Raw genomic sequence first — 24,407 nt, 5'->3', positions numbered from 1 at the left:
CATTAGAATGGTGTTGGACGCAGGAACCAGGTAAACCGGTCTCATCCCCAATTTACTATAAAACGAAAAGACAGTGCCAAGATTATGAAGGTTGCTTAAAAGATGGCTGCCGGGTGAGAAATAACATGGCGACCAGGCTAAGCACCAACAACATTCCCGTAATCTGATGTAATTGTGCCATCCACTCGAAGGTTCCCCAGCGATTGGGAATTATGCCGGTACTGGTTAACACTGAAAAAATACCCAATAAAACCTGTATGATCACCAGTATGAGCGGCCAGCGCCGGGCCTGGCCGAAGAGGACGCTTACCGGTTTTACCTGGAAAACTTTAACAGAATAAATTATTATTAAAATTAATAACGCGTATGCCAGTCCCCGGTGAACGAAATGAATAGTGATCTTATTTTCGAAAAAATTAAGCATTACCGGCTTTTCTTTCAGCAAACCATCGGGCACCCAACTGCCGTTGATGGTTGGCCAGGTAGGCGCAGCAGTAGCAGCCTTATGACCGGCCATTAAAGCGCCGAAGACCAATTGCACGAAAAGTAAAATGGTAAGTGCCCATGACCAACGGTAGAGCGATGGATGGTTTGCTCTTTTTTGAGCCGGGATCTTTATGCGCAAACCCAGCCAGAAAGCATAAGCGATCAGCGCAAGGGCAAAAACAAAGTGCATGGCCAGGCGGGTTGGACGAACGTATACGGCGTCACCGGTAAGGCCGCTGGCTACCATGATCCAGCCGATTGCACCCTGTAAAGCGCCGAACAAAAAAAGGATCAGGAGGGGGCTCACCATGTCTTTTTTAATATATTTTTTTGCCAGCAGGTATACAAATCCCACGACAAATGCCACGGCGATCAACCGGGCCCAAAGGCGGTGAAACCACTCCCAGAAAAAAATGAATTTGAAATCAGTGAGGGTGAAGCCGGTATTCAATAACCGGTATTGGGGCGTTTGCTGGTATTTATTGAATTCCAGCTGCCATTGTTGTTCATTCAGCGGAGGCAATGCGCCGGTGACCACATTCCATTCGGTGATGGAAAGCCCGGAACCGGTGAGGCGGGTGACGCCGCCCAATACCACCTGCACCAATAACATGATCACCCCTAAAAATATCCAGTTCGCGACTGCCTTGTTGGCACGTTGTTCAAGAGATATGGTATTCATTGCGCCGCAAAGGTAGTCAATGTGATAATGTGATAATTCGATAATTTAATAATGGAATACAGGCTCAAGAAGGTTGAGATTAATGATCGATCTTGCGCCTCGCCGCCCGGCCCTTCCGCCTTCCGCCCTCTGTATTCCATCAGCACATCAGCACATCAGCAAATTAGCACATTGGTCTGCCTCCAGCCCTCTGTATCCTGTATTCCATCAGCACATCAGCACATTAGCAAATTAGCACATTGGGTTACTGCGCTACTTTAATATATCCCCAGCCTTCGTGTTGCCTGGCCACAATCTCATAAATGGCATCAGGAACAACGTCAACGCCGGCTACAAGCTGGCTTTTATCAACATTATTCCGCTTCATGGTAGCCGCACAAACTTTAAATCTGGCCCTGTTGTTACTGCTCAATTCCAGGATGGCATCGGCGATGGTCGATTGGTCTTTCATCACCATGCCAAGGGCATCGCTATAAATAGCTACTTCCAGCTGGGCGTCGGGCCGGGCCTGGGAAATGCCCTTAAGCTGCCTGATAACCGTTTTATGGGCAGCCGTATCTCCACTGGTAATATCAAAAATCACTTTGTAAGCCGCCAGGTCAGCAGCTTTATTTTTGTTTGATGCAGCTCTGTTCTTGGCATTTTGCGCCAGGATGCAAGCAGGTAAAAACGCAAAAACAACTATTAATAAACTATACTTATACATACGGGCGGTTTTAAATTTAAAGAGGATGGTTGATTTTTATTTCGGTTCCGTTTTCAGCGACCGTTGAATAGGATCAAAAGGACCGAACTTATGCTGTTGTTCTGAAAAACTGTCTGCATAGGGTCCAAAAGGATAATCAATGGGTTTGGTTTGCTTTTTCGGCCAGTCCATCGAAAGGTCTTTATACGGGTGGGGCTGGGCATTTATAAAGGCAGCCACATCCCAGGCCTGCTCTTCCGACAACTGCGATTGACCGTGCGAAACACCAAATGGCATATTGTCCTTTACATAACCGGCCATTCTAGATAACCGGTACAGGCCGGCGCCGATATTATAACTATCAGGCCCCCACAGCGGCGGATAGAGATAACCGATACCTGTAACAGTATCGGGTTTACCAGCTCCATTGGCGCCATGACAAAGCTGGCATTTGTCAATAAATACCATTTTTCCCTTAGCGGGATCAGCCGGGCGGTCGAGATTTTTCAAGGCAGTGATACCGGAGCCCAGTGGCTTTTTGCCTTTCGGTACATTCGTGCCTAACCAGTGCATATAAGCTACAATGGCCCGCATTTCGCGACTATTACTATCCAGGGTCTTGCCATTGAGGCTTCTTTCGAGGCAATCGTTTACCCGCTTTTCAATAGTTTCAACCGAACCGCTGCGGTCGCGGTATTTGGGATAGGTGGCCGAAACAGCGCCATAATTATTTCCCCAGGGTTTAGTGCCTGCGGCGAGGTGGCAATTCTGGCAATTCATGCCATTGGAGATCTGGGCTACCTTCCCCTTGGGTCCCAGGTAAAAAGCGGTGCGAGCAATAAGATCACGGCCATAACGTATTTGATCACCTGCTGCGTCGTGGGGTATTGTGGCCGTATCGGGGGCCTGCCAGGGCATTTCCGGTTCGTCTGCCGCGGCCACTATGGCTTTTTGTTGTATACTTCCCGGTTTGCGCTGATAAACATTCAGCCAAACAAGGGAAGGAACACCGATCGCCAGGATCCCAATTACCAGTTTACGGTTCATAATAGCAAGCAACAGATGTCGGTCAATGTGCATACCGGGCAACATGATCACCCGATATGCAGCATATAACCTGGTAAATGAGGGGTTTAAGAAATATGAAGTACGTTAACGAGCGTATTCATTAACCGGCAAAGCAATAGGTACAGCCTTTTTCCTGTGCACGGCCCAGGGCCCATACGCCCGAAGGAACTACCTGGATATTGGGCAACACACCGGCCAGCCATTCTTTCTTAACGGTTTCGGCATCCATATTCATCGCTTCTGCCGCTACTGCACTGTAAACAGTTATTGCCATATTGCACACGCAGAACATAACGCCATTGTCCTGTAACTGGTTAATAGCAATGGGCACAGCTCCAATACCTGGTATTTTATAATCTTCCTTGGGTTTCCAAAATGGATTTTGGGTTGCCGGTTCTTTGGTGACAGGATCATGTGCTTTGAACAATTCACCCATCTTGTATTTAGCCCACAGATCACTCTGCAGTGCATAAGGGATAGCATCATGCCGCAGCACCACTACCACACTGCAGTCTTTTTCAGGCGTTCCGGTAGCGGCATTGGTAAGCAAAAAGACTTTTGGCCATGCAAATGGCATTAATTCATGAGGTTGTGTAGCATCGAATACAATGCGATGTTTCCCTTTTATTTTATTGAACCAGGCTTCTACATCGGCAAATTCATGTTCCGGATGTTCAGGTGCTGCCTGCACCTGAAAAGGCGTTAAAGAAACGGTACCCAAAGCAGCTGCACCAGCGGCGAGTTTTCCCAAAAAGTCGCGGCGCGATTCAGCATTTAAATTGTTGGTTTGCATATACAGCCATTTTTGGTGATAGAAGATGAAATAGTAAGAACTCAACTACTTATTAAAGTGTAGTTAACATGGTAAACCAATATGTATACAGGTAAGGAAGTATGGGCCGGTAAACTGCCGGCATGCAACATAGATTCAACGCATTCATGGAGTAGGCCAATGCATCGCAACATCCCTGGCGTTGGTACAAATAATAATTCCCTAATGTTAAAATCCCCAATAATGGTTATTCAGTAGATAGGAGACGGCTGGGTTCTACAGGAGTTCTTGCAGTATAATAATTGACTGGATGAGGTTCACTAATGCAAAGCCGTATTAGAAGGGATCTCCGCTCGGTTGGTCTGTTTCAGGAAGAACATTAAATCCTGATTAAAGATACTTATTCTATATATAAGCCCCCAAATTAATGTGGCAATTTTTCGCGCAGCAGCCCGTATACCCAGGTGCCTGCTATAGCGCTTAATAAGGTAACGATGATCACTGTGGCGCCTGTTCCAATTAAGGCATACAGCGGCCCCGGACAGGCCCCGGTTAATGCCCAGCCCGCACCAAATAACAGTCCGCCATAGATTTGTCCTTTATTGAATTGCTTGGGATGCAATTCAATAGGCTCACCATACATAGTTTTTACTTTGAACTTTTTGATCAGCCATACAGAACTGATCCCTGTTGCCACAGCAGTTCCAATGACCCCATACATATGAAAACTTTGCAGGCGGAACATTTCCTGGATGCGGAACCACGATATTACTTCTGCTTTTACCAACACTATTCCAAACAAAGATCCCGCCACCAGGTATTTTATCGAATGCCACCACGGATGTTGCATCTGCGATTCATTGATACAAATGGTATCTAATGAACGTACTTCAAAATCGGTATTCGTTTCTTTTATTGTAGATTTCGTTACAATGTCTTTCGTTTCCATGCAGCAGGTTTTACAGGTTCAATACGATTGGGATCAGGAGATTGGCGGTGACAAAACCACCGGCCATGAAACAACAGGTAGCCACCAGGGATGGCCATTGGAGGTTCGAAAGGCCCATAATGGCATGACCCGAAGTACAACCGCCGGCGTAACGGGTACCAAATCCTACAAGGAACCCGCCTGCAACCATTAATATAAACCCACGAACCGTAAATAAAGAAGGCCAGTTAAACAGATCCAATGGGACCAGGGAGGAATAATTACGAATATTATACTCTTCCAATTCGGTTTGCAGTCGGGGGTTTACAGCAATGGGTTCACCACGATCTAACCAATTGGCAGCAATAATGGCTCCCAACAAAATACCTGCTACAAAAAACAGGTTCCAGCTTTCTTTGCGCCAGTTGTATTTGAAAAATGGAATATCAGCCGGAATGCAGGCCGCGCAAATATGCCGCAATGAAGAAGATACACCGAATGCTTTATTACCCATGATCAACAGCAGCGGCACTACCAGCCCGATCAACGGACCTGCCACATACCAGGGCCAGGGTTCTTTTATCCATTCCCAGAATTGCATGATGACTAATTTTTGTAAATATGGTGCTTTCATAAAAAAAGCTGTGCGACATAAATCACACAGCTATAAGTTAGCGAAATTTCACGTTATTAGTTCACATTAAAGCATAGTGGTCGGACAAACATAATCCGTTACCGGAAACCTGCCCGATTCTTTGATGGCTTTGAAACCGCCTTTTATATCTATTAAGTTATCAAAGCCCCTGGCTTTTAAAATAGAAATAAAGATCATTGAGCGGTAGCCGCCTGCACAATGAACATAACCCGTTTTGTTTTTATCTACCTGGTGCATACTATCGTTTATAAAATCGAGGCTGGCATTGATGGCGCCTTTAACATGCTCTGCATCGTACTCGCTTTTTTTACGTACATCCAACACATTTATATCGGGATTGGCTTCATAAACGGTTGCGAGTTCCTGGGCACTGATGGAAGTAATGGTATCAATTTCTTTACCGGCTTTTTGCCATGCATTGATACCCCCTGCCAGGTAACCAATGGCATTATCATAACCTACACGGGCCAGGCGGGTAACTACTTCTTCCTGTCGGCCGGGTTCTGCCACTATTAATATCGCCTGTTTTATATCAGGAATAAGCGCCCCTACCCAGGGTGCGAAATTGCCATCGATGCCAATATTGATTGAATTGGGAATAAAACCCTTTGCAAATTGCTGCGGATCGCGGGTATCCAGGATAAGCGCATTGGTTTCATTGGCAGCGGCCTCAAATGCCTCTACACCCAATGGATGTGTTCCTTTTTTTATTACTTCCGTAATACTTTCATATCCCTGTTTGTTCAATTGCACGTTCAGCGGGAAATATTGCGGCGGGGCGGTTAAGCCGGCAGTAACTTCCTGAATGAATGCTGACCTGCTCATATCGGCGCGCAACGCATAATTGGTTGCTTTCTGATGACCTAAGGTATCAGTAGTTTCTTTACTCATGTTCTTGCCACAGGCGCTGCCGGCGCCATGGGCCGGGTAAACAATTACCGAATCAGGCAATGGCATGATCTTACTGCGCAATGAATCATATAACAGACCGGCCAGATCTTCCTGCGTAATATGATTGGCTTTTTGTGCCAGATCAGGACGGCCAACATCTCCTATGAACAAGGTGTCGCCACTGAAGAGGGCAACTTCTTTACCCGCTTCATCCTTTAGCAGGTAACAGCTGCTTTCCATCGTATGGCCCGGCGTATGCAGCACCGTAAAACTTAGTTTCCCCAATTTAAAAACCTCACCATCCTGCGCTATATGCGCATTGAATGAGGGTGTAGCTGTGGGTCCATACACAATGGTGGCTCCGGTAGCTTTTGCCAGATCAAGGTGACCCGACACAAAATCAGCATGAAAGTGAGTTTCAAAAACATACTTTATGGTAGCGCCGTTACGTGCAGCTTTTTGTACATATGGTTCTATTTCCCGCAACGGGTCTATTACCACAGCTTCGCCTTCACTTTCTATATAATATGCACCCTGCGCCAGACAACCGGTATAAATTTGTTCTATCTTCATATCAATGCTGTTTAAATGATCAACGCAATTTCTGTTATATGGTTTTAATAGAGTATGACTTTTATCACAGAGCAACCTAATGGTATACAGAATTCTTACGGAAAGAATAATTCATGTACCAAAATAAACAGTCCTATCGCCAGCACAAACCAGCCAAATCCCTTCTTTAAGTGCTGCCCGGGAATTTTCTCGCTTAAAGCAGACCCTGCAAAAATGCCGGCTATAGCAATACCGGTAAATACCAGTAACTGCATCCAGTGAATGGTATAGTGCGGCAGGGTACTGAAAAAGCCAAAGAAAGAACTGATCGCCATAATGGTCAATGATGAGCCAACCGCTATCTTCATAGGCAGGCGGCTGATGAGCACCAGGGCCGGAATGATCAAAAACCCGCCGCCTGCGCCCAGCAAACCGGTAATGGCGCCAACAAACAATCCCTGCACTAATAACCAGCCCGTTCTTTCTTTACGCCCGGGCGACACAGGCGGTTTAACCGCCGAGCGGATCATTGATATGGCAGCTGCCAGCATTAACAGGGCAAAGAGCAGCATTAAAAAAACAGCTTTGTCAATATTCAGTTCACCAATGGAAAATAAATGATCGGGAATGGCCGGCAACAGAAAGTGACGTACCAGGAAAACAGACAACAGGGAAGGCAAACCGAAAGAAAGTACTACATGAAAGTCGATCAGTTTTTTCGCATAGGCACGCACACTGCCGATGAGGCTGCAGCTTCCTACTACAAATAAGGAATAAGTAGTGGCCAGTACCGGATGCACATGCAGGAGGTACACAAAAACCGGTACAGTAAGTATGGATCCCCCGGCCCCAATTAAGCCTAACGATACGCCAATAAAAACGGCTGCTAAATAACCGGCTATTTCCATGTAAGTAAACATTCGATAATCAAAACAAACAGGTTTTAATGATCATGTGCAGTTAACCGGGTATTGGCATACTGGATCATGTGACCATTTCATGAAGGTGCGTTAAAATAAAAATGCCAAAGGTGACGAAGGTCACAGTAAGCCTGATTGTAGTCATACCGGATAGACTAATACCATTTCCGCAGGGAGATTGATTTTCTAAGCTTTCGGCCTATTTATTAAGCTGTATTAACACAACCGGAATAAATTTTCAACAGTCTTTAAAACAACCCGGTTACAATTGAATAATTTCAATAGCGTTCCTGTGCAGTTTTACCTTGCCGAATTGTTCCATTTTTTTCAGCAGCCTTGAAACCACCTCGCGGGAAGAATTCAGTTCATTGGCAATTTCCTGGTGATTAATGGTGATCAGGTTCGTGCGCATGGTATCCTGGTGTTTTTTGAGGTAGAACTCCAACCGCTCATCCATGCCGCGGAAAGCGATGTGATCAATGGTGCTTAACAATTCTTCAAAGCGCGCGCGGTAGGTTCCGATAACAAAATGATTCCAGCTTTTGTACTTACCCATCCATTCCTCCATAAAATGCAATGGAATGGCAATTATTTCAGTGTCTTTTACCGCCTTTGCCATTATGGCACTTCGTTTATGCTCCGCTGCGCACACCATCGACAATGCGCATGCCTGACCGGGTTGCAGATAGTACATGAAAAACTCATTACCATCATCGTCTTCCCGGTAGATTTTAACCAGCCCGTTCAGGATCAGCATGGTTGAACGGAAATACTGGCCTGTACGCATCAATGGCTCCTCCGTTTTATAATAACGGATCTCGCCCTGCTCCTGGATCTCACGTTGCAATTCTTTTTCAAAAGCGGGGAACAGCTGATTTATTGCGTTTATTTCCATAATGGGAATGTGATGTGTAAAAAAACAAAGTTGGTAAATAAAATTTAAATACAGGCATGCCTTATTTTTGAGCCAAATAAAACCAATTGCTTAAAGTATTTTACCAAACTGAACTTGTTGAGGCTGGCTGCGATGAGGCTGGCCGGGGATGTTTGGCCGGACCCGTGTTTGCCGCTGCTGTTATTCTGCCCGAGGGATTTTACCACGAAAAGCTGAATGATTCGAAGCAGGTGAATGAAGAGGACCGGTATGAATTAAGAAGTTTTATTGAAAAAAATGCCATTTGCTACCAGGTTGCCATGGTAGATCATGAAGAAATTGACCGCATCAACATTCTGAACGCTTCCTTCAAGGCCATGCACCTGGCCATTGGCAAACTGCAGAAAAAAGCGCAATTCCTCATCATCGACGGCAACCGGTTCACCAAATACAAGCGCGTGCCGCACCAATGTATTGTGCAGGGCGATGCGTCTTATGCGTCTATTGCGGCCGCCAGCATTCTGGCGAAAACCTATCGCGACGACTTTATGCGAAACCTGCACAATGAATTCCCGGAATACAAATGGATCACCAACAAAGGCTATGGCACGCCGGAACACCGGAGGGCGATCGGTGCCTTTGGCTTAACGCCCTATCATCGCCGCTCCTTCCAATGCACCTCCAACCAGCTGGAACTGGATATGTAACAATGACTAGAGCATTTCGGGAAAAAAATGCAATTTTCTTTCTTCCCACTCATTTCTTAAAATACTGAAGTAAATGGAATCGCGCCGCCGGTTGTCGTGCATCAGCATGTGACTGCGTAAAACGCCTTCAGGTTTCATGCCCACTTTTAACAAGGCGGCTTTGGACCGCTCATTCAGGTTATCTGTCTTTATTTCCACCCGCTCTATCTTCATCACTTCAAATGCAAAGGAAAACAGGGCGAATTTTGCCTGGCGGTTCACGCCGGTTCCTATAAACGAAGTGCCGAGCCAGGTACTTCCTACTTCAAGCCTTTTGTCATAAAAGGAAATATTCAGGTAGCTGGTACAGCCGCACACTTCATTGGAATGTTTGTCAATAACAACAAAGGGCATTCTTACTTCCTGCTCGCGCTCACGCAACAGTTGCTGCATCCATCGGCTCAGCTCCTGCTCCTGGCTGAGGTCATGGGTAAAATACTTCCATATCTCTTTGTCTTTGGTGAGCGGCAGTAACAGATCTATGTCCTGCGGCGTCATCAAACGCAACAGCACCCGCGGTGTTTCCAGGGTAAAATGGTCGGGAAAGAATTTCTGATATTCACTTTTCGTAGCAGTCATATTATTGTAAACGTTTCTTTTATTTTTTTGAGGTTGGGACTGTTGTTGAGCTTCGGATTATTCCTGAGGTCGGGCTTACCGGCGCCCTGTGGTGTATTTGGTTATCAAATTATCACATTATCACATTGCTTTCCCATTCACCCGCTCCCTGCCGAATTAGAACAGGCTCGTCACCGGTACAATCGACAACGGTAGAAGGCACCATACCTCCAATGCCGCCATCTGCCACCACATCTACCAGCTTTTCAAAATTATCGTGCATGAGCTCAGGATCGGTATATTCTTCTACCATGTTTCCCGGCAATGTAGTGCTTAATATCGGATGCCCCAGTTCTTTTACAATAGTTCGTGCGACCAGGTTATCGGGAATGCGTAAACCGATCGTATTTTTTTTGCTTTGCAAAATTTTAGGTACTTCCCTGCTGGCGGGTAAAATAAAGGTATACGGACCCGGCAAATAATGTTTTAACATGCGGTACATGGGTGTGCTGATGCTTTTTGTATAACGACTCAGGTCACTCAGATCGTAACAAACAAACGACAGTTGCGCTTTTTGCGGGTCGATGTTTTTAATGCGACAAATACGCTCGATGGCCTTATGCTGAAAAATATCACAGCCCAATCCATATATAGTATCAGTAGGATAAATAATTATTCCGCCTTTCGACAAAACATTTACGATGGTTGAAATGTTTCGCGGTTGTGGATTTTCAGGATGAAGATGTAACAACATAACGGCAAATTATAGTTTTTAACGTTAGACACATAACCATAACGGCAAAATATGCGCCCGGGGTTACACATGTCATTATTTATATAAATGTTAAAGCCGCTTATGTATTAGGAACTTCTTTATACAGTGTACATGAATTTAATATTAAATTTGCGCAAACTTATTTCATGCAATTACAACCTGTTGACCGCGTTGACTCTATCAGCGCCGAAGATTTTCAGCAGCGTTACTATCTGCCACTGAAACCAGTAGTTATTACCGACCTGGCCAGGGAATGGCCGGCGTTTACAAAGTGGAACTGGGCTTATTTTAAGGAAATAGTGGGTAGTAAGAAAGTAGGACTGTACAACAACATTAAAAGTGATGCCTATACCCCCATCAACACCGCCGATGATTACAAAACATTTGGCGAATACGTTGATATGATCAGTAAGGGGCCGGCCGGATGGCGTATTTTCCTTTTCAACATATTCGATCATGCCCCGCAGCTGACCGAGGATTTTACCTGGCCCGATCACCTGATGAAAGGCTTTGTAAAAAAATATCCCATGTTGTTTGTGGGTGGCGCTACCAGCATTACCCATATGCACTTCGATATCGACATGTCGCACATTCTGCATACCCAGTTCGTTGGACGCAAAAAAGTGTTACTCTTCCCATTCGAAGAACAGCATAAGTTATACAGGAAGCCATTCGAAGTGTTAAGCCTTGCGGATTTTTCTAACTATAACCAGAATGGACGGCCCGACTATACCCAATTCCCCGCATTGAAGCTGGCGAAAGGTTACGAAGTGATCCTTAACCATGGCGACACACTTTTCATGCCTGCCGGTTACTGGCATCATATGGAATACCTCGATAGCGGCTTTGCCATGAGCTTAAGAGCATTGCAATCTTCCATCGGTGGCAAGCTAAAGGGCGCCTGGAATTTGTTCGGCATGCGGAATATTGACACACTGATGAAGAAAACAGCGCCGAAGTGGTGGTATGAATATAAAAAGACAAGCCTTTTAAAGGCAGCCGAAAAAGAAATGGAAGCAGCCGACTTCAAATAAGGAGGATGGATTTTTTAATTATGGTTTGATCCAACTTAAGAAATTGGATATGTGGCTCAGACATTAAAAAATTTTAAAAAAAATATTGATTTTTAACAAAACTGTCTTTATTTTTACCGCGCTATGTGCTGAATTAATATTCTCACCGGCAGCGCAATCAGTAAGTAATCCAATCTCCCGTTTTCCAACCATCCAATTTCCGTTAACCCTCCAATTTCCAAATAAATACTGAACTTATATTTCTAGGTACGGATATAGATTTGTTCGTACTAAATATTGTCCGCCACCCTTTTTAATTATCTCTGTTACCGTGTTGCCGCAATTGTGATCAGAAACTGCAAAAGAAAAGATTGTACCAATAACTGAAACTAACTGCTTTTACTCCTGTATCAGCAGCCAATATTTCATTCACTTTTCGTAAAAAGGGGATAGTCCCGGGTATCTGAGGTTGATCAACCTTATGCCTGATGCAATCTCCTTCGCTATATATCCAGGCTGTCCATCATCCATTGAACCCCGTCTTCATTAAAATTTATAGATCAATATATTGCTAACTTCTTTCTTTTTGTGGTTTCAGAGGTAAGCACAGGCCGGCGATATCCATCGCTGGCTCCTTTTTTTAATAGACCACTGCTCTACAAATTATGCACCTAACTTAGCATAGAGGATACAGTCATATTTCCATAAAGCACAGCTTTCTTTCTAAAGCTTATGCCTCGCGCTTTGAAGGCGATTTTTTTGCAAGAAACTGCTTACTAACTGCCACCAATGGCCTTTCTATATAAATATATACCAGGTAGCCGGCTGTTACAGTAACGGTAAACAAAATGAAGGCGAACAGGTATGGGTTATACGCAATGCCTAGCCGTTTCAGGCACATGGCGGTTCCGCTTAATGTAAATGGATGGAAGAGGTATAAAGAATAAGATGAATTTCCTGCTTCGAGCAACAACTTCTTTATACGCGATCTACTTCCTTTAATAAACCCTTCCAGGTTTAAAAAGCCGGTAAATACCATCAGCATGGGAATACCCCAAAGCCAGGCCCTGCTCTCCTGCTGACCGGGCACATGAAAGTACATTTCTGCCACCAGCAGTAAAACGCCCAGGATACAAAGGACCAGGCCCATGGCGGTATTGGGTCTGATGATCTTTTTATTGAACAAATAAAAAATGCCCATGCCGTACACAAACTCCAGGAAGAGGTTGCTGGTCAAAAAATGGAAGGTATGGCCGGGGTAAGCGAAGAGCAGCCCGGCAGCTGCCATGATCACCAATAAAACGGAAGATAATTGCATGGCTTTATACGTGCCCCTGTGAATAAGCAAGCCAAACAGTATATAAAAAACAAACTCATAACTGAGTGTCCACCCGTTTGAATTGAGATACCTTTTGCCGTTGGGAATTAAAGTATAGGAGGCCCAGATGCTGGTTTCACCGCCCGAAGTATTGATGATCTCGGGTCTATAAAGAAAAATGATCAGCCCGATAGTGGTCGTAAGCCAGTACAGCGGAAGGATCCTTCTCACCCTGTGCATCATAAACTGGCCAAAATTCATCTCACGCCCAATCGTTGATACGCACATGATATACCCTGAAATGATAAAGAACAGGTCGACCCCTGCCTCGCCGATGGTAAATCCTTTTAAGGCATCGTTCCCATACTGTGCACCTTTGATAGAAATGTGCAACAATACTACCAACAGTGCAGCAAAACCCCGCATGATCTGAACAGATTCAATATTAGCATCCTGCTTATTATGTCTTGAATGCTGCAAGGGTAATGTTTCTTTCATAGTAGGTGGTCAGGGTACTGGTATTATTTTCCGGCAGAAAAAGAAAAACCAGCGCGAAAAGATCCTATTCATTACTGAATGTAAATCGCGCTGGTATTACAGGTTATTGACTAAGCAATGGTCCAGGTTTCTTTGCCCCTTAACAGTTTGTCAAGGTTTCCTTTACCCTTCGCCATTACATCTTCGATCTGCAATTGCATTACGTCTTCATAACATGCCCGGTCGGTTTCATAGAACACGCCAAACGGACGTGGCAAATGTCCTTCTACCCGTGGATCATCGAACATCCTGACCAGGATCTGCGCTTTGTAGAAATCCCTTTCATCATGCACCCAGAGGTCAGCGGTAGATGCTCCTTCATTCAGGTCAACGATCACCGGCTTGAACCCATCGAGCTTGATGCCTTTATCCTGTTTGGCGCCAAAGACCAACGGTTTGCCATGTTCCAGGAAAAGGGTGTTATCCGGTTTGCTTGCTTTTTCTGTGAAGACCTCAAAAGCTCCATCGTTAAAGATGTTACAGTTCTGATAGATCTCGAGAAAAGAAGCGCCTTTATGTTTGTGGCTTCTGATCAATGCTTCCTGCAAATGTTTGGGATCACGGTCCATACTGCGGGCAATAAAAGTTGCATCGGCGCCCATGGCCAATGCCAGGGGATTGAACGGATGGTCGATACTGCCGTATGGCGTTGACTTCGTTACTTTATTTTCTTCCGAAGTCGGAGAATACTGGCCTTTGGTTAATCCGTAGATCTGGTTATTGAACAACATCACATTCACATCGAAATTGCGGCGCAGGAGGTGAATGGTATGGTTACCTCCGATACTCAAACCATCCCCATCACCGGTAACGATCCATACACTCAATTCGGGACGGGTTGCTTTTAATCCACTGGCAATGGCGGTAGCCCGGCCATGGATCGAGTGCATACCATAGGTATTCATATAATAAGGGAAGCGGCTGCTGCAGCCGATACCAGAAATGATCACAATGTTCTCTTTGGGAATTCCCAAACCCGGCATGATCTTTTGCACCTGTGCCAAAATGGAATAATCCCCACAGCCAGGACACCAACGTACCTCCTGGTCGGTGGCAAAATCTTTTGGTGTAAGCGCTGGCGCTGTTATTTCACTCATAGTTATATAATTAATGCAAAATTATCGGAATAACCAACAAGGAACAAGCTTTATTGATTGCGGGAATTGTTAATATGACAATACGCTGACCGTTGATCATACAATGCCCGGTTTAGGTGCGGATATCTTGCTGAATTCGTACATTCAACACCTAAAACCGCCTAACATGCAAAGACTTATGGTTTGTATTTGCCTGTTCATCACCCTCGGGGTGGCAGGACAAAACAAACAGCCTGTTACTGTTACAGATATGCTGAAAATCAGATCCATCGGCAGTGTTACCCTTTCACCCGACGGCAGTAAAGCAGCTTTTACGGTTACAGCTATTGAAAATGATGGAGAAAGTAAATTGGATTATAAATATGTTACCCAGGTATGGATGGTGCCAACCGATGGTAATACAGCGCCGCGGCAAATGACCACCGGCAAAGAAAATGCATCGCAGCCGGCTTGGAGCCCCGATGGCAAACAACTGGCCTTTAGCCGCACGGTAGACGGTAAGAACCAGCTATTCCTGCTTTCCCTTGATGGGGGTGAAGCAATACAGCTCACCAAATATAAATACGGCGCCACGGCACCCAAATGGAGTCCCGATGGAAAACAGCTCCTGTTTGCTACTTATATTCCCCTGGCCGACCTGTTAAAAGATTCCATCCTGAATCCCCATAAAAAAATACCCAACTGGCCTATTGAGAAACCAGGCTTCAATAATAATGAACAGTTGAAACCCGCGACAGCAAAAGCCAATCCTGATGGCACCCTGGAGGAAGTAAGGGCCTACCTCAACAACAATGTGGTTGATAAAAAAGCACGGGTCATCAATAAACTCAATTTCCAGGATGAGCTTAACATTAATGCCGAGCTCGGCTTTGTTCACTTCTTCGTTACCGGTACGCACGCCGGCGATACACCCAAACTGGTGACGCCTGGATTCTATTCTTTCAATTCTGCCGAGTTTACGCCCGACGGCAAACAACTTGTTTTATCGGCACATATAGATTCATTACAACATCCCAACCGCTCGCAGGAAAATGAGCTCTATATAGCCAATGCCGATGGTAGTGGTCTGCGTAAGTTGCTAGGCAAAGAAAATATGGCTTACTCTGCTCCTGCCATTTCTCCATCCGGTAAATGGCTTGCTTTTCAGATCGCTGAAGAATCATGGGTTACGGTTCCCAAGCTGGCCATTATGCCGCTGAATGGCACTGAAAAAGATATGATCATTATACCCTTCGACCGTACAAAGGGAAATTTTACCTGGAGCACCGATGAAAAATACCTCTACTTCAACGCACCGAGCAATGGCGGCTTTCCACTGTACCAGGTGAATATAAAGACCAAACAGGTTGAACAATTAACTGATTATAATTCGGGCATCAGCAGTTTTGATGTGGTTAATAACAAACTGGTTTTTGTTAAGACCGAAGTGGCCAATCCTTTTGAATTATACCTGGCAGATGCCAATGCAAAGAACGCGCGCCGCATCAGCGACTTCAATGATTTTTGGGTGCGAAGCAAAGAACTCTCCTTCCCCGAAAAGAAAACCTTTACCAACGATAAGGGAATGACGATCGAGTATTGGGTGATGAAACCGGCCCATTACCAGCCGGGAAAAAAATATCCTTTGTTGCTCGAAATACATGGTGGGCCATCTGCCATGTGGGGCCCTGGTGAAAGCAGCATGTGGCACGAATACCAATTCTTCTGCAATAAAGGGTATGGCGTTGTGTATTGCAATCCGCGTGGCAGCGGCGGTTATGGCGAAAGCTTTTTGCGCGCCAATATCAACGATTGGGGCAAAGGCCCTTCCAGCGACGTTTTAACGGCTTTAGATAAAACGGTAGCCGAAGGCTGGGCCGATACTTCAAAACTGGCCATTACCGGTGGCTCTTACGCTGGTTACCTGGTGGCCTGGATCATCGCCCATGACCACCGGTTCAAAGCAGCCTGTTCGCAACGCGGTGTATATGATCTCAACACTTTCTTTGGCGAAGGCAATGCCTGGCGGCTGGTGCCAAATTATTTTGGCGGTTATCCCTGGGAACCGGCTGCAAAAGCCAATCTCGAACGGGAATCGCCTATTACCTATGTTCACAACATAAAGACGCCATATATCATCTTTCACGGCGATAATGACCGGCGCACCGGCTTTGTAGAAAGTGAAATGATGTACCGCAGCCTGAAAGTATTAGGCCGCCCGGTTGAATATGTACGGCATCCCAATGCATCGCATGAAATTACCCGCAGCGGCGACAACCGGCAGCGCATAGATCAAATGTTGCGCACCTGGGAATTTTTTGAAAGGTGGATTAAATAAAACGCCTTATTTTTCGGGGATCGAATGCAAGCCCGCTGTTTGGCAGGCCCCATGTTTTATTAAATATATGTCACTGTGAATAATAAGCTAGTACTTTATGGCTTACCGGTATTGGTATTACTGGTAATATTTTTTCCATTGTTCCAGGTCAATTACGCTTACCTCGACGATTTTCACCAATTATGGTATAATGAAAAAGGCGCTACATACAATATCTGGTTCACCCATGGCCGGGTGATCGGCGGGCTGTTAATGGATAAAGCATTCACTTCTATTAATACCATTGACGCAGTGAGATTATACCGTATCCTTTCTGTAGCAGGATGGGCGCTGGCCCTTTATGTGTACGTACGGGTGGCCATTCAATGGGCGCGCTTCAATTTAATAGATAACCGGCTGGTGCTCATAAGCGCAGTATACATCGCGTGCAGCCTTTCGGTGGCCATTGCCAACGGATGGGGCGGTACCTGTTTTGAAATTTGCCTGACATTCATAGCAGGCCTTTTAAGCGGGCATTTGTTCTATGCGCAATTGAGAAAACACAAACGCTACCTGGCCATACCCATTCCCATGCAATTACTGATCCTGCTGTTAGGGGTTATCTCGCTCTTCATTTACCAGATTGGCATTGGCATGTTCCTGATCCCCTTCTTCCTTCATTTCAACAGCAGGCGCTTTGAAAAACCCGACCGCTTTATCATTAGCGGGGTTGTTGGCTTCCTGGTAGTTGTAGCAGTGTATTACCTGTTGTATAAATTGCATTTGAAGATCGAAGGCATTGATGAACCCGAGCGGGCCAATTTAACCTTTAACATTTTGAAGAAGATCTCATTCTTCGTGGGCGTGCCTACCGCACAGGCCTTCAGCTTTAATTTCCTGTTCAATCTGAGCAGCATTATTTCGCAGGTATTTTACATCCTGGCCATAGCAGTGTGGGTACTGTATTCCTTCCTCACCCATCGTAATAAGCCGGTCATTAGTAAGGTCATTTATATCGCTGGCACATTTGCATTACTTATGTTGATCTACCTGCCGGTGATGGCAACGGTTGAAAATTACTCTTCTTACAGGTCTATGCTGGCATTGAACCTGGCAGTGATGTTAATGCTAAGTAATATGATCATTGAATGGATCAAAAACAGCAGCTGGAAGAACGCGTTTGCGGTTGGCGCCATGATCGTATTTGCAGGTTTTGGTTTTTATAATTTCCGCTATAATTTTCTGAAGCCGGTTGTAAAAGAATACCAGGTGGTGAGAACCTATATCGAAAAAAATTACAGGCCGGGGATCAACAAGGTTTATTTTCTGCGGCCGCCTGAAAAATTATACAAGGATCATTATGGCATACATTATTACCGCGATGAATTTGGTGTGCCTTTAACGTTCAAAGACTGGGTGCCTGTACCTTTTGTAAAACAGGTGATCTATGAGATCACCCATGACAAAAGCATAGCACAAAAAACGGAAGTGGTGATGTTCAACGATGATGATGCAGTTTCCTTTAATCAACAGGTGGCATTACAGGAAGCGAATACAATGGCCATTGATGTGCCCGCCCTGTTCAACCATGCAGTGAAGCAATAGCGTAAAATTCAGTTCATATAAAAACGAAAATGCCGCATTATGAAAGTACTCACTTTATAATGCGGCATATTGATGTATGTCAAATTACTTAAGCAGCACATAGACCCCCAGCTGACCTACCCGGTTAAAATAATCCCGGTTATCATTCTTGGTGATGTCAGACAGGCCGGCATTGTAGCGGCCAAAAAAGCCCAACATATTGGTTACCTGGAAACCGGCGCCAAACGAGATTCCAGCTTCTACCTTTTTATAATACTCGTCCACTTCTACTTTGTCGCCATCATTTTTTGCATTCGCTGACAACATAAACCCTAGTTGCGGACCAAACTCAACATAGAAATGTCTTACCGGGTAAAACTGGATCATAACAGGAACCTGGATATAACTCAGCGCCAGGGTATATTCTTCATTGCCAACCATGTATTGCTGGCCCTGACCCGAATACAGTATTTCAGGTTGAATAGCCCACCGGGCATTGAACTTGCTATTTATTAAGAAGCCGAAATGACCACTCAACCGATTATCACCATTCATACCAGATACATCCGAAATATTCAATCCACCTTTTATCCCGGGAGTAACTCTTTGGGCCTGTACGCCGGCGGCCATGATACAGAGAAAACCAAGGGCTAAAACATATTTTTTCATGTTTGAAGGTATTTATTGCCCTACTGGTTTTCAAAGCTTGTGCCAGATTACGGCTTGCAGGTTGGCAGACCTGTTAATCAATTCAATAAATTAGAAGTAAGAAAGAAGATATATGGATCTGGATCAGTTCATTGACAAATTCTGAACAACGCCCATATTGACGGTGTTCAATTGTTGCTGTTGCTTCGATACATATTCATTGAACCTGCTCATCACAGAATCAGGCAATGGTACCGATGGCGGAAATGTCTGTTGCAGTGGATTCACCTGTTTTCCATTCTTCCAGAAACGATAACATACATGTGGACCTGTAGCCAGCCCGGTGCTGCCCACATAGCCAATGATCTGGCCCTGGCGCACGCTTTGTCCGGCCCGTACAGCCTGCTTGCTCATATGCAGGTATTGGGTCATATAGGTATCGTCGTGTTTTATCTTTACGTAATTCCCATTGTTGCCGGTATAGTCAGACTCTATGACCATTCCATCGCCGGTAGCAATAATGGGTGTTCCTTGCGGTGCGGCATAATCAGTACCTAGGTGGGTCTTCCATCTTTTCTGCACCGGATGAAAACGTCTCAATGAATATCCGGAAGTAATGTGGCTGAATTTTATAGGCGCTTTTAAAAAGGATTTGCGCAAGCTTCTTCCCTTTTCATCATAGTAGTCACCGGCATCTGTTGTATCGGGCCGATAATAAAAGGCATAGAACTTTTCGCCATTGTGGGAGAAAACAGCAGATTGTATTGCGCCGGTTTCAACAGGTTCATCCTTTATATAGCGCTGTTCGTACAATACTTTAAAGTAATCGCCATCATGAATAGCATAGAAATCGACAGTATAAGCGTACATGTCGGCCAGTTTCATCGCCAGTGCGGGATCGGTGCCTGACTTTTGAAAGGTTTCATATAAGGATCCATTAATGATACCCGAAGCTGTTTCAAGCCGGGCGGTAACCTGGCGTTTACCGGTTACTACCGATACTGAATCGCGCAGGTCGTATAGAACATAATCAATGGCGTTAGGCTGGTATACGAAATAACAAACCTTATTCAAGGTATCTTTTGTAGAAAAAACAGTGTATTGCGAGCCGGCTCTCATTTTACGTACATCGTATACGTATTTCGATTTCTCCTGCAGTTTCGCAATGGTACTTTTATCGATATTATATAATTCGAGAATAGAGGCCAGGTACTCATTTTTCTGGATCACACTTTCAGTTACATTAAAAGAATCCAGGGCCAGTCCGAACCGGCGGGGAATAATAACAGTAGAATCCTTTTTTGCCTGGGGTGCCTTTTCGCCGGGCAAAGAAAGGTTCAAACTGCTCAATACAATTACCGCCACAATTAATATGGCCATAAGTGAAAAAGCAATGCCCCAATCCCTGTGTGTAAACATATATGTTTAGATGCCGGTTTTGTTAAGCGGCTTTTTAGCGCAAAAACAATGCCCGGCGCTGTTTTGACGTATGACTTTTTTATTTCATTTTACAGTCAGGCAATTACAATCGCTAATTAAGCATGATATATGCCCCACCGGTATCAAGCCATGCAATTGACATGAATCGTAAAAATACGGTTCAATTCTCTGCTTAAACGTTTCATGAACCAATAGGAACGAATGCAGTTCCTTTCTTATTGACCAATTTCCGGTTTTTAGAAATGAATTAACAATGGCATTACACCACATTCCTGCTGAAGGGTAAGAGGGAAAGTTCTACCAATTTCAGATGTTGGCGCGCAAAGGGAATTCCTATAATAGTGATAAATAAAATGGCTGCAAAGAACAGGTGCACCAGCGAGGTATATAATCCACCACAGAGTAGCCAGATAATATTGCAAAAAAACGACAGGCAACCGCTTCCACCTTCCTTGGGAACAATGATTTTGCCAAAGGGCCATAAAACAACCCCGGCCAATTTAAAGCATTGTAAACCCCAAGGTAAACCGACAATAGAAATACATAATACAAATCCACCCACTACATAGCCAAGCGCAGCCGCCAGCCCGCCAAGTAAAAGCCAGATGATATTACCAAGTAAATTCATAACGCTGTTTGTACTGAATGTTTGAGAACAGGCCGATTGTTTTGTAAAATAAGAAAAAAGAATGGTTATAAGCAATGGGCCTGCAAATTCAAAAGACAGATTTAACTGGCAAGCATAGCCTGCGTTCATCCGGCTCATGCATTGATGTCATACGGCGGTTGGCGGAATGCCGGCTGCCATATACAGGCAGTTCTGGTATGAAAATTTAAGTATTAGGAAATATAACATGTAAACAAATGCCTACCCTTCAGTGGCATATCGGTTGTTCAGGTTTCCATTACAAAGAATGGAAAGAGGTATTTTACCCAAAGGGAATGCCGCAGCGTTTATGGCTCGACTATTATTGCCAGCATTTTAATACGCTGGAGCTGAACGTAACTTTTTACCGCTTCCCTCAATTTTCATTTTTGCAAAACTGGTATCAAAAAACACCTTCACATTTTTCTTTTGCAGTTAAAGCGCCGCGCCTCATTACCCATTACAAAAAATTCCATGATAGCATTTCTTTGCTGAACGATTTTTATAACACCACACAGAAAGGATTGCAGGAAAAATTAGCCTGTGTTTTATTTCAGTTACCTGCGCAAATGACCTTTACAGAAGACCTGTTACAAAAGATCGTAGCGGCCCTCAGTGCTTCATTTATTAATGTAGTTGAGTTTCGCCATGCCAGCTGGTGGCAGCCCCGGGTGTATGATGTGCTTTCAAAGCATCGCATTTGCTTTTGCAGCATCAGTCACCCGCTCTTACCTGATGATGTAATTACAAATACGGATCTTGTCTATTACCGCTTTCATGGCGTGCCTGATCTGTATTACTCTGCCTATGAGGAAAGCTTCCTGGAAAAAGTGACCACGGCTATAAAAAAAGCTAAACAAGTGAAGCAGGCATTCGTATACTTTAATAATACGGCACAAACCTGGGCAATACAAAATGCGCGTTACGTACAAGCGCTTGCATCAAAATAATGCTATACGTTTTGCAACTATTTGCCGCTAATCTTTATAAGCAGGCGGGTGTTATAAATTTTCAACTGGAAAAAACGCACTACATGTAATCATGTAGGATGTTCACTTGATTTATGCTAAGAAATTGGCAAGAAGATATCCTCAATTGTCTTTTTCACATTTTTAGTCATTAATTTGCTGCGCATTTTTATACGAAGTCTTGGTTAAGGTTCTGAAACATTTTCGATCTGTACGACTATTTTTAATGTAATGGTACCCTGTGAACAATTTTTTGTGTAATTAAAATCCCTTTGTATGAAGAGCCTGATACAATTACCTCACCCAATACCATCCACTCAAACCGTAGTAACACAACCTGTTCCTCTTCACCGCCTGATTGATCAACTAATGGTAGGCCTTTTACCACTTGTAACCGGTAAAAAGAGTTTTATTATTAATGACGTCGACCAAACATTCCAACTTCAGGCCGATGAAGATCTGCTGGCCTATGTGCTGGGCAACCTGTTAAGCGGTGCCATTAATGGTACAGAAAATGTATGCATCCGGGTGGAGGCGGTTTGTAATAAAGAAGGAGTGCATATTCGGGTTCGTAATAATGGCAGTTATTTCTACAGTACTGTGTCGAATGGGTTTTCGCATGTGGTACAGGCTGCCCGGCAACTAGGCGGCAATATCAGCATCTACAACCAGCACAATGAGGGAACCACCCTTACTTTCTCCATGGCTGCACCGGTTCAAACCTATTGCTAAAAACGAATTATTGTTTTTAGAAAAAATTTGTTTCAACTTATTTAATGCACTCTATAAAATAAAAAATCCTCCCGATGCATCGGGAGGATCGGTATTTTAACCTAACAGGATTAATAACGATTATTGTAGCTGTTGTTGCGGCTAAAAGAACGCTTTTCGTTGCCACCACGCTCTTCACGGGGACGAGCTTCGGCAACTTTGATCTCCCTGCCTTCAACTCTACCACCATCCAGCTCAGCAATAGCTTTTCTGGCAGCTTCATCATTAGGCATTTCAACAAATCCAAATCCACGGCTTTTGCCAGTGAACTTATCGGTAATTACGCGGGCAGAACTTACTTCGCCGTATTCAGCAAAAAAGCCTTCCAAATCATCATCTGTTACGTTGAAACTTAAATTAGACACGTAAATGTTCATACTACTAACTAAAATTGGTTAAAAAAATTAAAATGGATCTGAGGTAAAGCAGGGAGTAAAGGAAGACTAACAACTATTAGCAGAAATGCGTAGCGAGATATATCGTTCACTTACCATATGCTATTATCACTCAAATATGATCACAAAGATACTCTATTCACACTGAATTACAATGTTTAAAACGGCTCATGCCTACGTTAATTTATTTTAACGCAGGTTTTACTGAACAAAAACATCAAATGATCATGAAGATAGCCCATGAACCGGAACAAACAGCCTGGTATTAGTACCAGGAAGCAAGAGGGCACGAAGCAGAAAGTAAGAAGTTCGCGAATTTCTTAACGCTTACTTCATGATCTTTACTTCCGATCTTAAACCCGGTGCTTTCATTTAAACCGAATCCAGTATCTTGTATTTCTGTCTTTAACCCCATTTCACTAGCTAAAACATCAACTGCTATGTTTTTCAAAAAGAAATTTACGGTTGCCGGCACATTGGTTGCCCTGGTAGTATTAGGCATTGCAGCCAGCGCCCCCGCCGATCCCTCCTACAAAAACCTCAAGATCCTGCCCAAAAATATCAGTCACGAGGAGCTGGACAGCGTAATGCATCAGTTCAATCGCTCCCTGGGGGTAAAATGTAATTTTTGTCACGCTCCGCAGAAAGAGAATGCCCGCAAGCTCGATTTCGCCAGCGATGAAAAAGGAGAGAAAAACATCACCCGCGATATGATGCGGATGACCGACCGCATTAACAGGAAATTCTTTAAGTACAAAAAAGACGATCAACACCCTATTCCACCGGTGGGATGTATGACCTGCCATAATGGAAGTCCGCACCCCGAAGCAATGGCGCCCAAAGAAGAAAAGAAAGAAGAAAAGAAGACGCCGCCTCCTGCGCAGCAGCAAACCGGTAAATAATTCAGAACATCGTTTAGCTGTAATTTATATCTCATCCGGCTTTTACAGTTAGCAACTTTTTCGGGCCCGGTTTGTATACATAGAAGCTATAGACAAACCGGGCTTATTCTTTTCCAGCCCTAAGCTCATTTCTCATAATATATGGGCTTCCAGGGGTATACCTGCTCTAACGGCTTTTTATAAAGGGATCTACGGAAACG

General features: G+C 44.4%; 24 protein-coding genes. 7 read left to right on the top strand and 17 right to left on the bottom strand.

Annotated features, from left to right (window positions below; all coding sequences use genetic code 11):
- Positions 1-82: 82 nt before the first annotated feature.
- The 9 genes from JT717_RS01120 to JT717_RS01080 form a co-directional block, all read right to left on the bottom strand.
- Entirely contained in the window at positions 83-1,168 is a 1,086-nt protein-coding gene (locus JT717_RS01120; protein ID WP_205508303.1) for a COX15/CtaA family protein, read from the bottom strand.
- Positions 1,169-1,412: 244 nt separating this feature from the next.
- Positions 1,413-1,874: a DsrE family protein gene (locus JT717_RS01115; protein WP_205508301.1), complete on the bottom strand. Its 462-nt coding sequence runs from the start codon at positions 1,872-1,874 to the stop codon at positions 1,413-1,415.
- A 36-nt stretch (positions 1,875-1,910) separates the two neighbouring features.
- Entirely contained in the window at positions 1,911-2,900 is a 990-nt protein-coding gene (locus JT717_RS01110; protein ID WP_205508299.1) for a c-type cytochrome, read from the bottom strand.
- A 121-nt stretch (positions 2,901-3,021) separates the two neighbouring features.
- Positions 3,022-3,714 carry a twin-arginine translocation signal domain-containing protein gene (locus JT717_RS01105; protein WP_205508297.1) on the bottom strand — a complete coding sequence of 231 codons (693 nt, stop codon included), beginning with the start codon at positions 3,712-3,714 and terminating at the stop codon, positions 3,022-3,024.
- A 403-nt stretch (positions 3,715-4,117) separates the two neighbouring features.
- Complete coding sequence (locus JT717_RS01100) at positions 4,118-4,642, bottom strand: DUF6691 family protein (RefSeq protein WP_205508295.1); 525 nt, start codon at positions 4,640-4,642, stop codon at positions 4,118-4,120.
- Between the two features lie 10 nt (positions 4,643-4,652).
- On the bottom strand, positions 4,653-5,222 hold the full coding sequence (locus JT717_RS01095; RefSeq protein ID WP_205508294.1) for a YeeE/YedE family protein: 570 nt from the start codon (positions 5,220-5,222) through the stop codon (positions 4,653-4,655).
- A 99-nt stretch (positions 5,223-5,321) separates the two neighbouring features.
- Positions 5,322-6,740, bottom strand: coding sequence for an MBL fold metallo-hydrolase (locus JT717_RS01090; RefSeq protein ID WP_205508293.1), 1,419 nt, complete (start codon positions 6,738-6,740; stop codon positions 5,322-5,324).
- 95 nt (positions 6,741-6,835) lie between these two features.
- Positions 6,836-7,627, bottom strand: a complete 792-nt coding sequence (locus JT717_RS01085) for a sulfite exporter TauE/SafE family protein (RefSeq protein WP_205508292.1) — start codon at positions 7,625-7,627, stop codon at positions 6,836-6,838.
- A gap of 274 nt (positions 7,628-7,901) precedes the next feature.
- A complete protein-coding gene (locus tag JT717_RS01080) occupies positions 7,902-8,534 on the bottom strand; it encodes a Crp/Fnr family transcriptional regulator (RefSeq protein ID WP_205508291.1) in 633 nt (210 codons plus the stop codon).
- 86 nt (positions 8,535-8,620) lie between these two features.
- Here JT717_RS01080 and rnhB point away from each other — a divergent pair, with 86 nt between their 5' ends.
- Positions 8,621-9,220: a ribonuclease HII gene (gene rnhB, locus JT717_RS01075; RefSeq protein WP_205508290.1), complete on the top strand. Its 600-nt coding sequence runs from the start codon at positions 8,621-8,623 to the stop codon at positions 9,218-9,220.
- A 6-nt stretch (positions 9,221-9,226) separates the two neighbouring features.
- Here rnhB and JT717_RS01070 read toward each other — a convergent pair whose 3' ends face one another.
- Both JT717_RS01070 and JT717_RS01065 read right to left on the bottom strand, forming a co-directional pair.
- Positions 9,227-9,838: a GNAT family N-acetyltransferase gene (locus JT717_RS01070; protein WP_205508289.1), complete on the bottom strand. Its 612-nt coding sequence runs from the start codon at positions 9,836-9,838 to the stop codon at positions 9,227-9,229.
- Positions 9,839-9,950: 112 nt separating this feature from the next.
- Positions 9,951-10,571, bottom strand: a complete 621-nt coding sequence (locus tag JT717_RS01065) for an L-threonylcarbamoyladenylate synthase (RefSeq protein ID WP_205508288.1) — start codon at positions 10,569-10,571, stop codon at positions 9,951-9,953.
- Positions 10,572-10,738: 167 nt separating this feature from the next.
- Between JT717_RS01065 and JT717_RS01060 the strand changes: the two genes are divergently transcribed.
- A complete protein-coding gene (locus tag JT717_RS01060) occupies positions 10,739-11,626 on the top strand; it encodes a cupin-like domain-containing protein (protein ID WP_205508286.1) in 888 nt (295 codons plus the stop codon).
- Positions 11,627-12,335: 709 nt separating this feature from the next.
- On the opposite strand, the gene JT717_RS01055 is transcribed toward JT717_RS01060, so the two are convergent.
- Both JT717_RS01055 and JT717_RS01050 read right to left on the bottom strand, forming a co-directional pair.
- Positions 12,336-13,421 (bottom strand): acyltransferase family protein, encoded by a 1,086-nt coding sequence (locus JT717_RS01055; protein WP_205508284.1) that lies wholly within the window; start codon positions 13,419-13,421, stop codon positions 12,336-12,338.
- 110 nt (positions 13,422-13,531) lie between these two features.
- Positions 13,532-14,557, bottom strand: a complete 1,026-nt coding sequence (locus JT717_RS01050) for a 2-oxoacid:ferredoxin oxidoreductase subunit beta (protein ID WP_205508283.1) — start codon at positions 14,555-14,557, stop codon at positions 13,532-13,534.
- Positions 14,558-14,723: 166 nt separating this feature from the next.
- Between JT717_RS01050 and JT717_RS01045 the strand changes: the two genes are divergently transcribed.
- Together JT717_RS01045 and JT717_RS01040 are read left to right on the top strand one after the other, a co-directional pair.
- Positions 14,724-16,874, top strand: coding sequence for a S9 family peptidase (locus JT717_RS01045; RefSeq protein ID WP_205508282.1), 2,151 nt, complete (start codon positions 14,724-14,726; stop codon positions 16,872-16,874).
- A gap of 75 nt (positions 16,875-16,949) precedes the next feature.
- Positions 16,950-18,458 (top strand): hypothetical protein, encoded by a 1,509-nt coding sequence (locus tag JT717_RS01040; RefSeq protein ID WP_205508281.1) that lies wholly within the window; start codon positions 16,950-16,952, stop codon positions 18,456-18,458.
- An 84-nt stretch (positions 18,459-18,542) separates the two neighbouring features.
- Here JT717_RS01040 and JT717_RS01035 read toward each other — a convergent pair whose 3' ends face one another.
- The 3 genes from JT717_RS01035 to JT717_RS01025 form a co-directional block, all read right to left on the bottom strand.
- A complete protein-coding gene (locus tag JT717_RS01035) occupies positions 18,543-19,106 on the bottom strand; it encodes a porin family protein (RefSeq protein ID WP_205508280.1) in 564 nt (187 codons plus the stop codon).
- A 123-nt stretch (positions 19,107-19,229) separates the two neighbouring features.
- Positions 19,230-20,504 (bottom strand): M23 family metallopeptidase, encoded by a 1,275-nt coding sequence (locus JT717_RS01030; RefSeq protein WP_205508279.1) that lies wholly within the window; start codon positions 20,502-20,504, stop codon positions 19,230-19,232.
- Positions 20,505-20,784: 280 nt separating this feature from the next.
- On the bottom strand, positions 20,785-21,153 hold the full coding sequence (locus JT717_RS01025) for a YccF domain-containing protein (protein ID WP_205508277.1): 369 nt from the start codon (positions 21,151-21,153) through the stop codon (positions 20,785-20,787).
- Between the two features lie 236 nt (positions 21,154-21,389).
- On the opposite strand from JT717_RS01025, the gene JT717_RS01020 reads away from it, so the two are divergent.
- Positions 21,390-22,121 carry a DUF72 domain-containing protein gene (locus JT717_RS01020; protein WP_205508274.1) on the top strand — a complete coding sequence of 244 codons (732 nt, stop codon included), beginning with the start codon at positions 21,390-21,392 and terminating at the stop codon, positions 22,119-22,121.
- Between the two features lie 294 nt (positions 22,122-22,415).
- Positions 22,416-22,871, top strand: coding sequence for a sensor histidine kinase (locus JT717_RS01015; protein WP_205508273.1), 456 nt, complete (start codon positions 22,416-22,418; stop codon positions 22,869-22,871).
- A 110-nt stretch (positions 22,872-22,981) separates the two neighbouring features.
- On the opposite strand, the gene rbp is transcribed toward JT717_RS01015, so the two are convergent.
- Complete coding sequence (gene rbp / locus JT717_RS01010; RefSeq protein ID WP_205508272.1) at positions 22,982-23,287, bottom strand: RNA-binding regulator; 306 nt, start codon at positions 23,285-23,287, stop codon at positions 22,982-22,984.
- Positions 23,288-23,745: 458 nt separating this feature from the next.
- Between rbp and JT717_RS01005 the strand changes: the two genes are divergently transcribed.
- Positions 23,746-24,207 carry a c-type cytochrome gene (locus tag JT717_RS01005; protein WP_205508271.1) on the top strand — a complete coding sequence of 154 codons (462 nt, stop codon included), beginning with the start codon at positions 23,746-23,748 and terminating at the stop codon, positions 24,205-24,207.
- Positions 24,208-24,407 lie beyond the last annotated feature (200 nt).

It is taken from the genome of Longitalea arenae (genome assembly GCF_016924755.1).
Classification (GTDB): domain Bacteria; phylum Bacteroidota; class Bacteroidia; order Chitinophagales; family Chitinophagaceae; genus Niastella; species Niastella arenae.
The sequence above is the reverse complement of the archived record's forward strand: the minus strand, read 5'-3'. Positions and strand labels throughout refer to the sequence as shown.

Bases quoted from the DNA above. Each gene is read 5' to 3' on its own strand.
- JT717_RS01030 (WP_205508279.1), bottom strand. From the start codon at position 20,504: ATGTTTACACACAGGGATTGGGGCATTGCTTTTTCACTTATGGCCATA.
- JT717_RS01085 (WP_205508292.1), bottom strand. From the start codon at position 7,627: ATGGAAATAGCCGGTTATTTAGCAGCCGTTTTTATTGGCGTATCGTTA.
- JT717_RS01035 (WP_205508280.1), bottom strand. From the start codon at position 19,106: ATGAAAAAATATGTTTTAGCCCTTGGTTTTCTCTGTATCATGGCCGCC.
- JT717_RS01080 (WP_205508291.1), bottom strand. From the start codon at position 8,534: ATGGAAATAAACGCAATAAATCAGCTGTTCCCCGCTTTTGAAAAAGAA.
- JT717_RS01055 (WP_205508284.1), bottom strand. From the start codon at position 13,421: ATGAAAGAAACATTACCCTTGCAGCATTCAAGACATAATAAGCAGGAT.
- JT717_RS01065 (WP_205508288.1), bottom strand. From the start codon at position 10,571: ATGTTGTTACATCTTCATCCTGAAAATCCACAACCGCGAAACATTTCA.
- JT717_RS01020 (WP_205508274.1), top strand. From the start codon at position 21,390: ATGCCTACCCTTCAGTGGCATATCGGTTGTTCAGGTTTCCATTACAAA.
- JT717_RS01005 (WP_205508271.1), top strand. From the start codon at position 23,746: ATGTTTTTCAAAAAGAAATTTACGGTTGCCGGCACATTGGTTGCCCTG.
- JT717_RS01115 (WP_205508301.1), bottom strand. From the start codon at position 1,874: ATGTATAAGTATAGTTTATTAATAGTTGTTTTTGCGTTTTTACCTGCT.
- JT717_RS01105 (WP_205508297.1), bottom strand. From the start codon at position 3,714: ATGCAAACCAACAATTTAAATGCTGAATCGCGCCGCGACTTTTTGGGA.
- JT717_RS01120 (WP_205508303.1), bottom strand. From the start codon at position 1,168: ATGAATACCATATCTCTTGAACAACGTGCCAACAAGGCAGTCGCGAAC.
- JT717_RS01100 (WP_205508295.1), bottom strand. From the start codon at position 4,642: ATGGAAACGAAAGACATTGTAACGAAATCTACAATAAAAGAAACGAAT.
- JT717_RS01050 (WP_205508283.1), bottom strand. From the start codon at position 14,557: ATGAGTGAAATAACAGCGCCAGCGCTTACACCAAAAGATTTTGCCACC.
- JT717_RS01070 (WP_205508289.1), bottom strand. From the start codon at position 9,838: ATGACTGCTACGAAAAGTGAATATCAGAAATTCTTTCCCGACCATTTT.
- JT717_RS01095 (WP_205508294.1), bottom strand. From the start codon at position 5,222: ATGCAATTCTGGGAATGGATAAAAGAACCCTGGCCCTGGTATGTGGCA.
- rbp (WP_205508272.1), bottom strand. From the start codon at position 23,287: ATGAACATTTACGTGTCTAATTTAAGTTTCAACGTAACAGATGATGAT.
- JT717_RS01110 (WP_205508299.1), bottom strand. From the start codon at position 2,900: ATGAACCGTAAACTGGTAATTGGGATCCTGGCGATCGGTGTTCCTTCC.
- JT717_RS01015 (WP_205508273.1), top strand. From the start codon at position 22,416: ATGAAGAGCCTGATACAATTACCTCACCCAATACCATCCACTCAAACC.
- JT717_RS01090 (WP_205508293.1), bottom strand. From the start codon at position 6,740: ATGAAGATAGAACAAATTTATACCGGTTGTCTGGCGCAGGGTGCATAT.
- JT717_RS01045 (WP_205508282.1), top strand. From the start codon at position 14,724: ATGCAAAGACTTATGGTTTGTATTTGCCTGTTCATCACCCTCGGGGTG.
- JT717_RS01025 (WP_205508277.1), bottom strand. From the start codon at position 21,153: ATGAATTTACTTGGTAATATCATCTGGCTTTTACTTGGCGGGCTGGCG.
- JT717_RS01060 (WP_205508286.1), top strand. From the start codon at position 10,739: ATGCAATTACAACCTGTTGACCGCGTTGACTCTATCAGCGCCGAAGAT.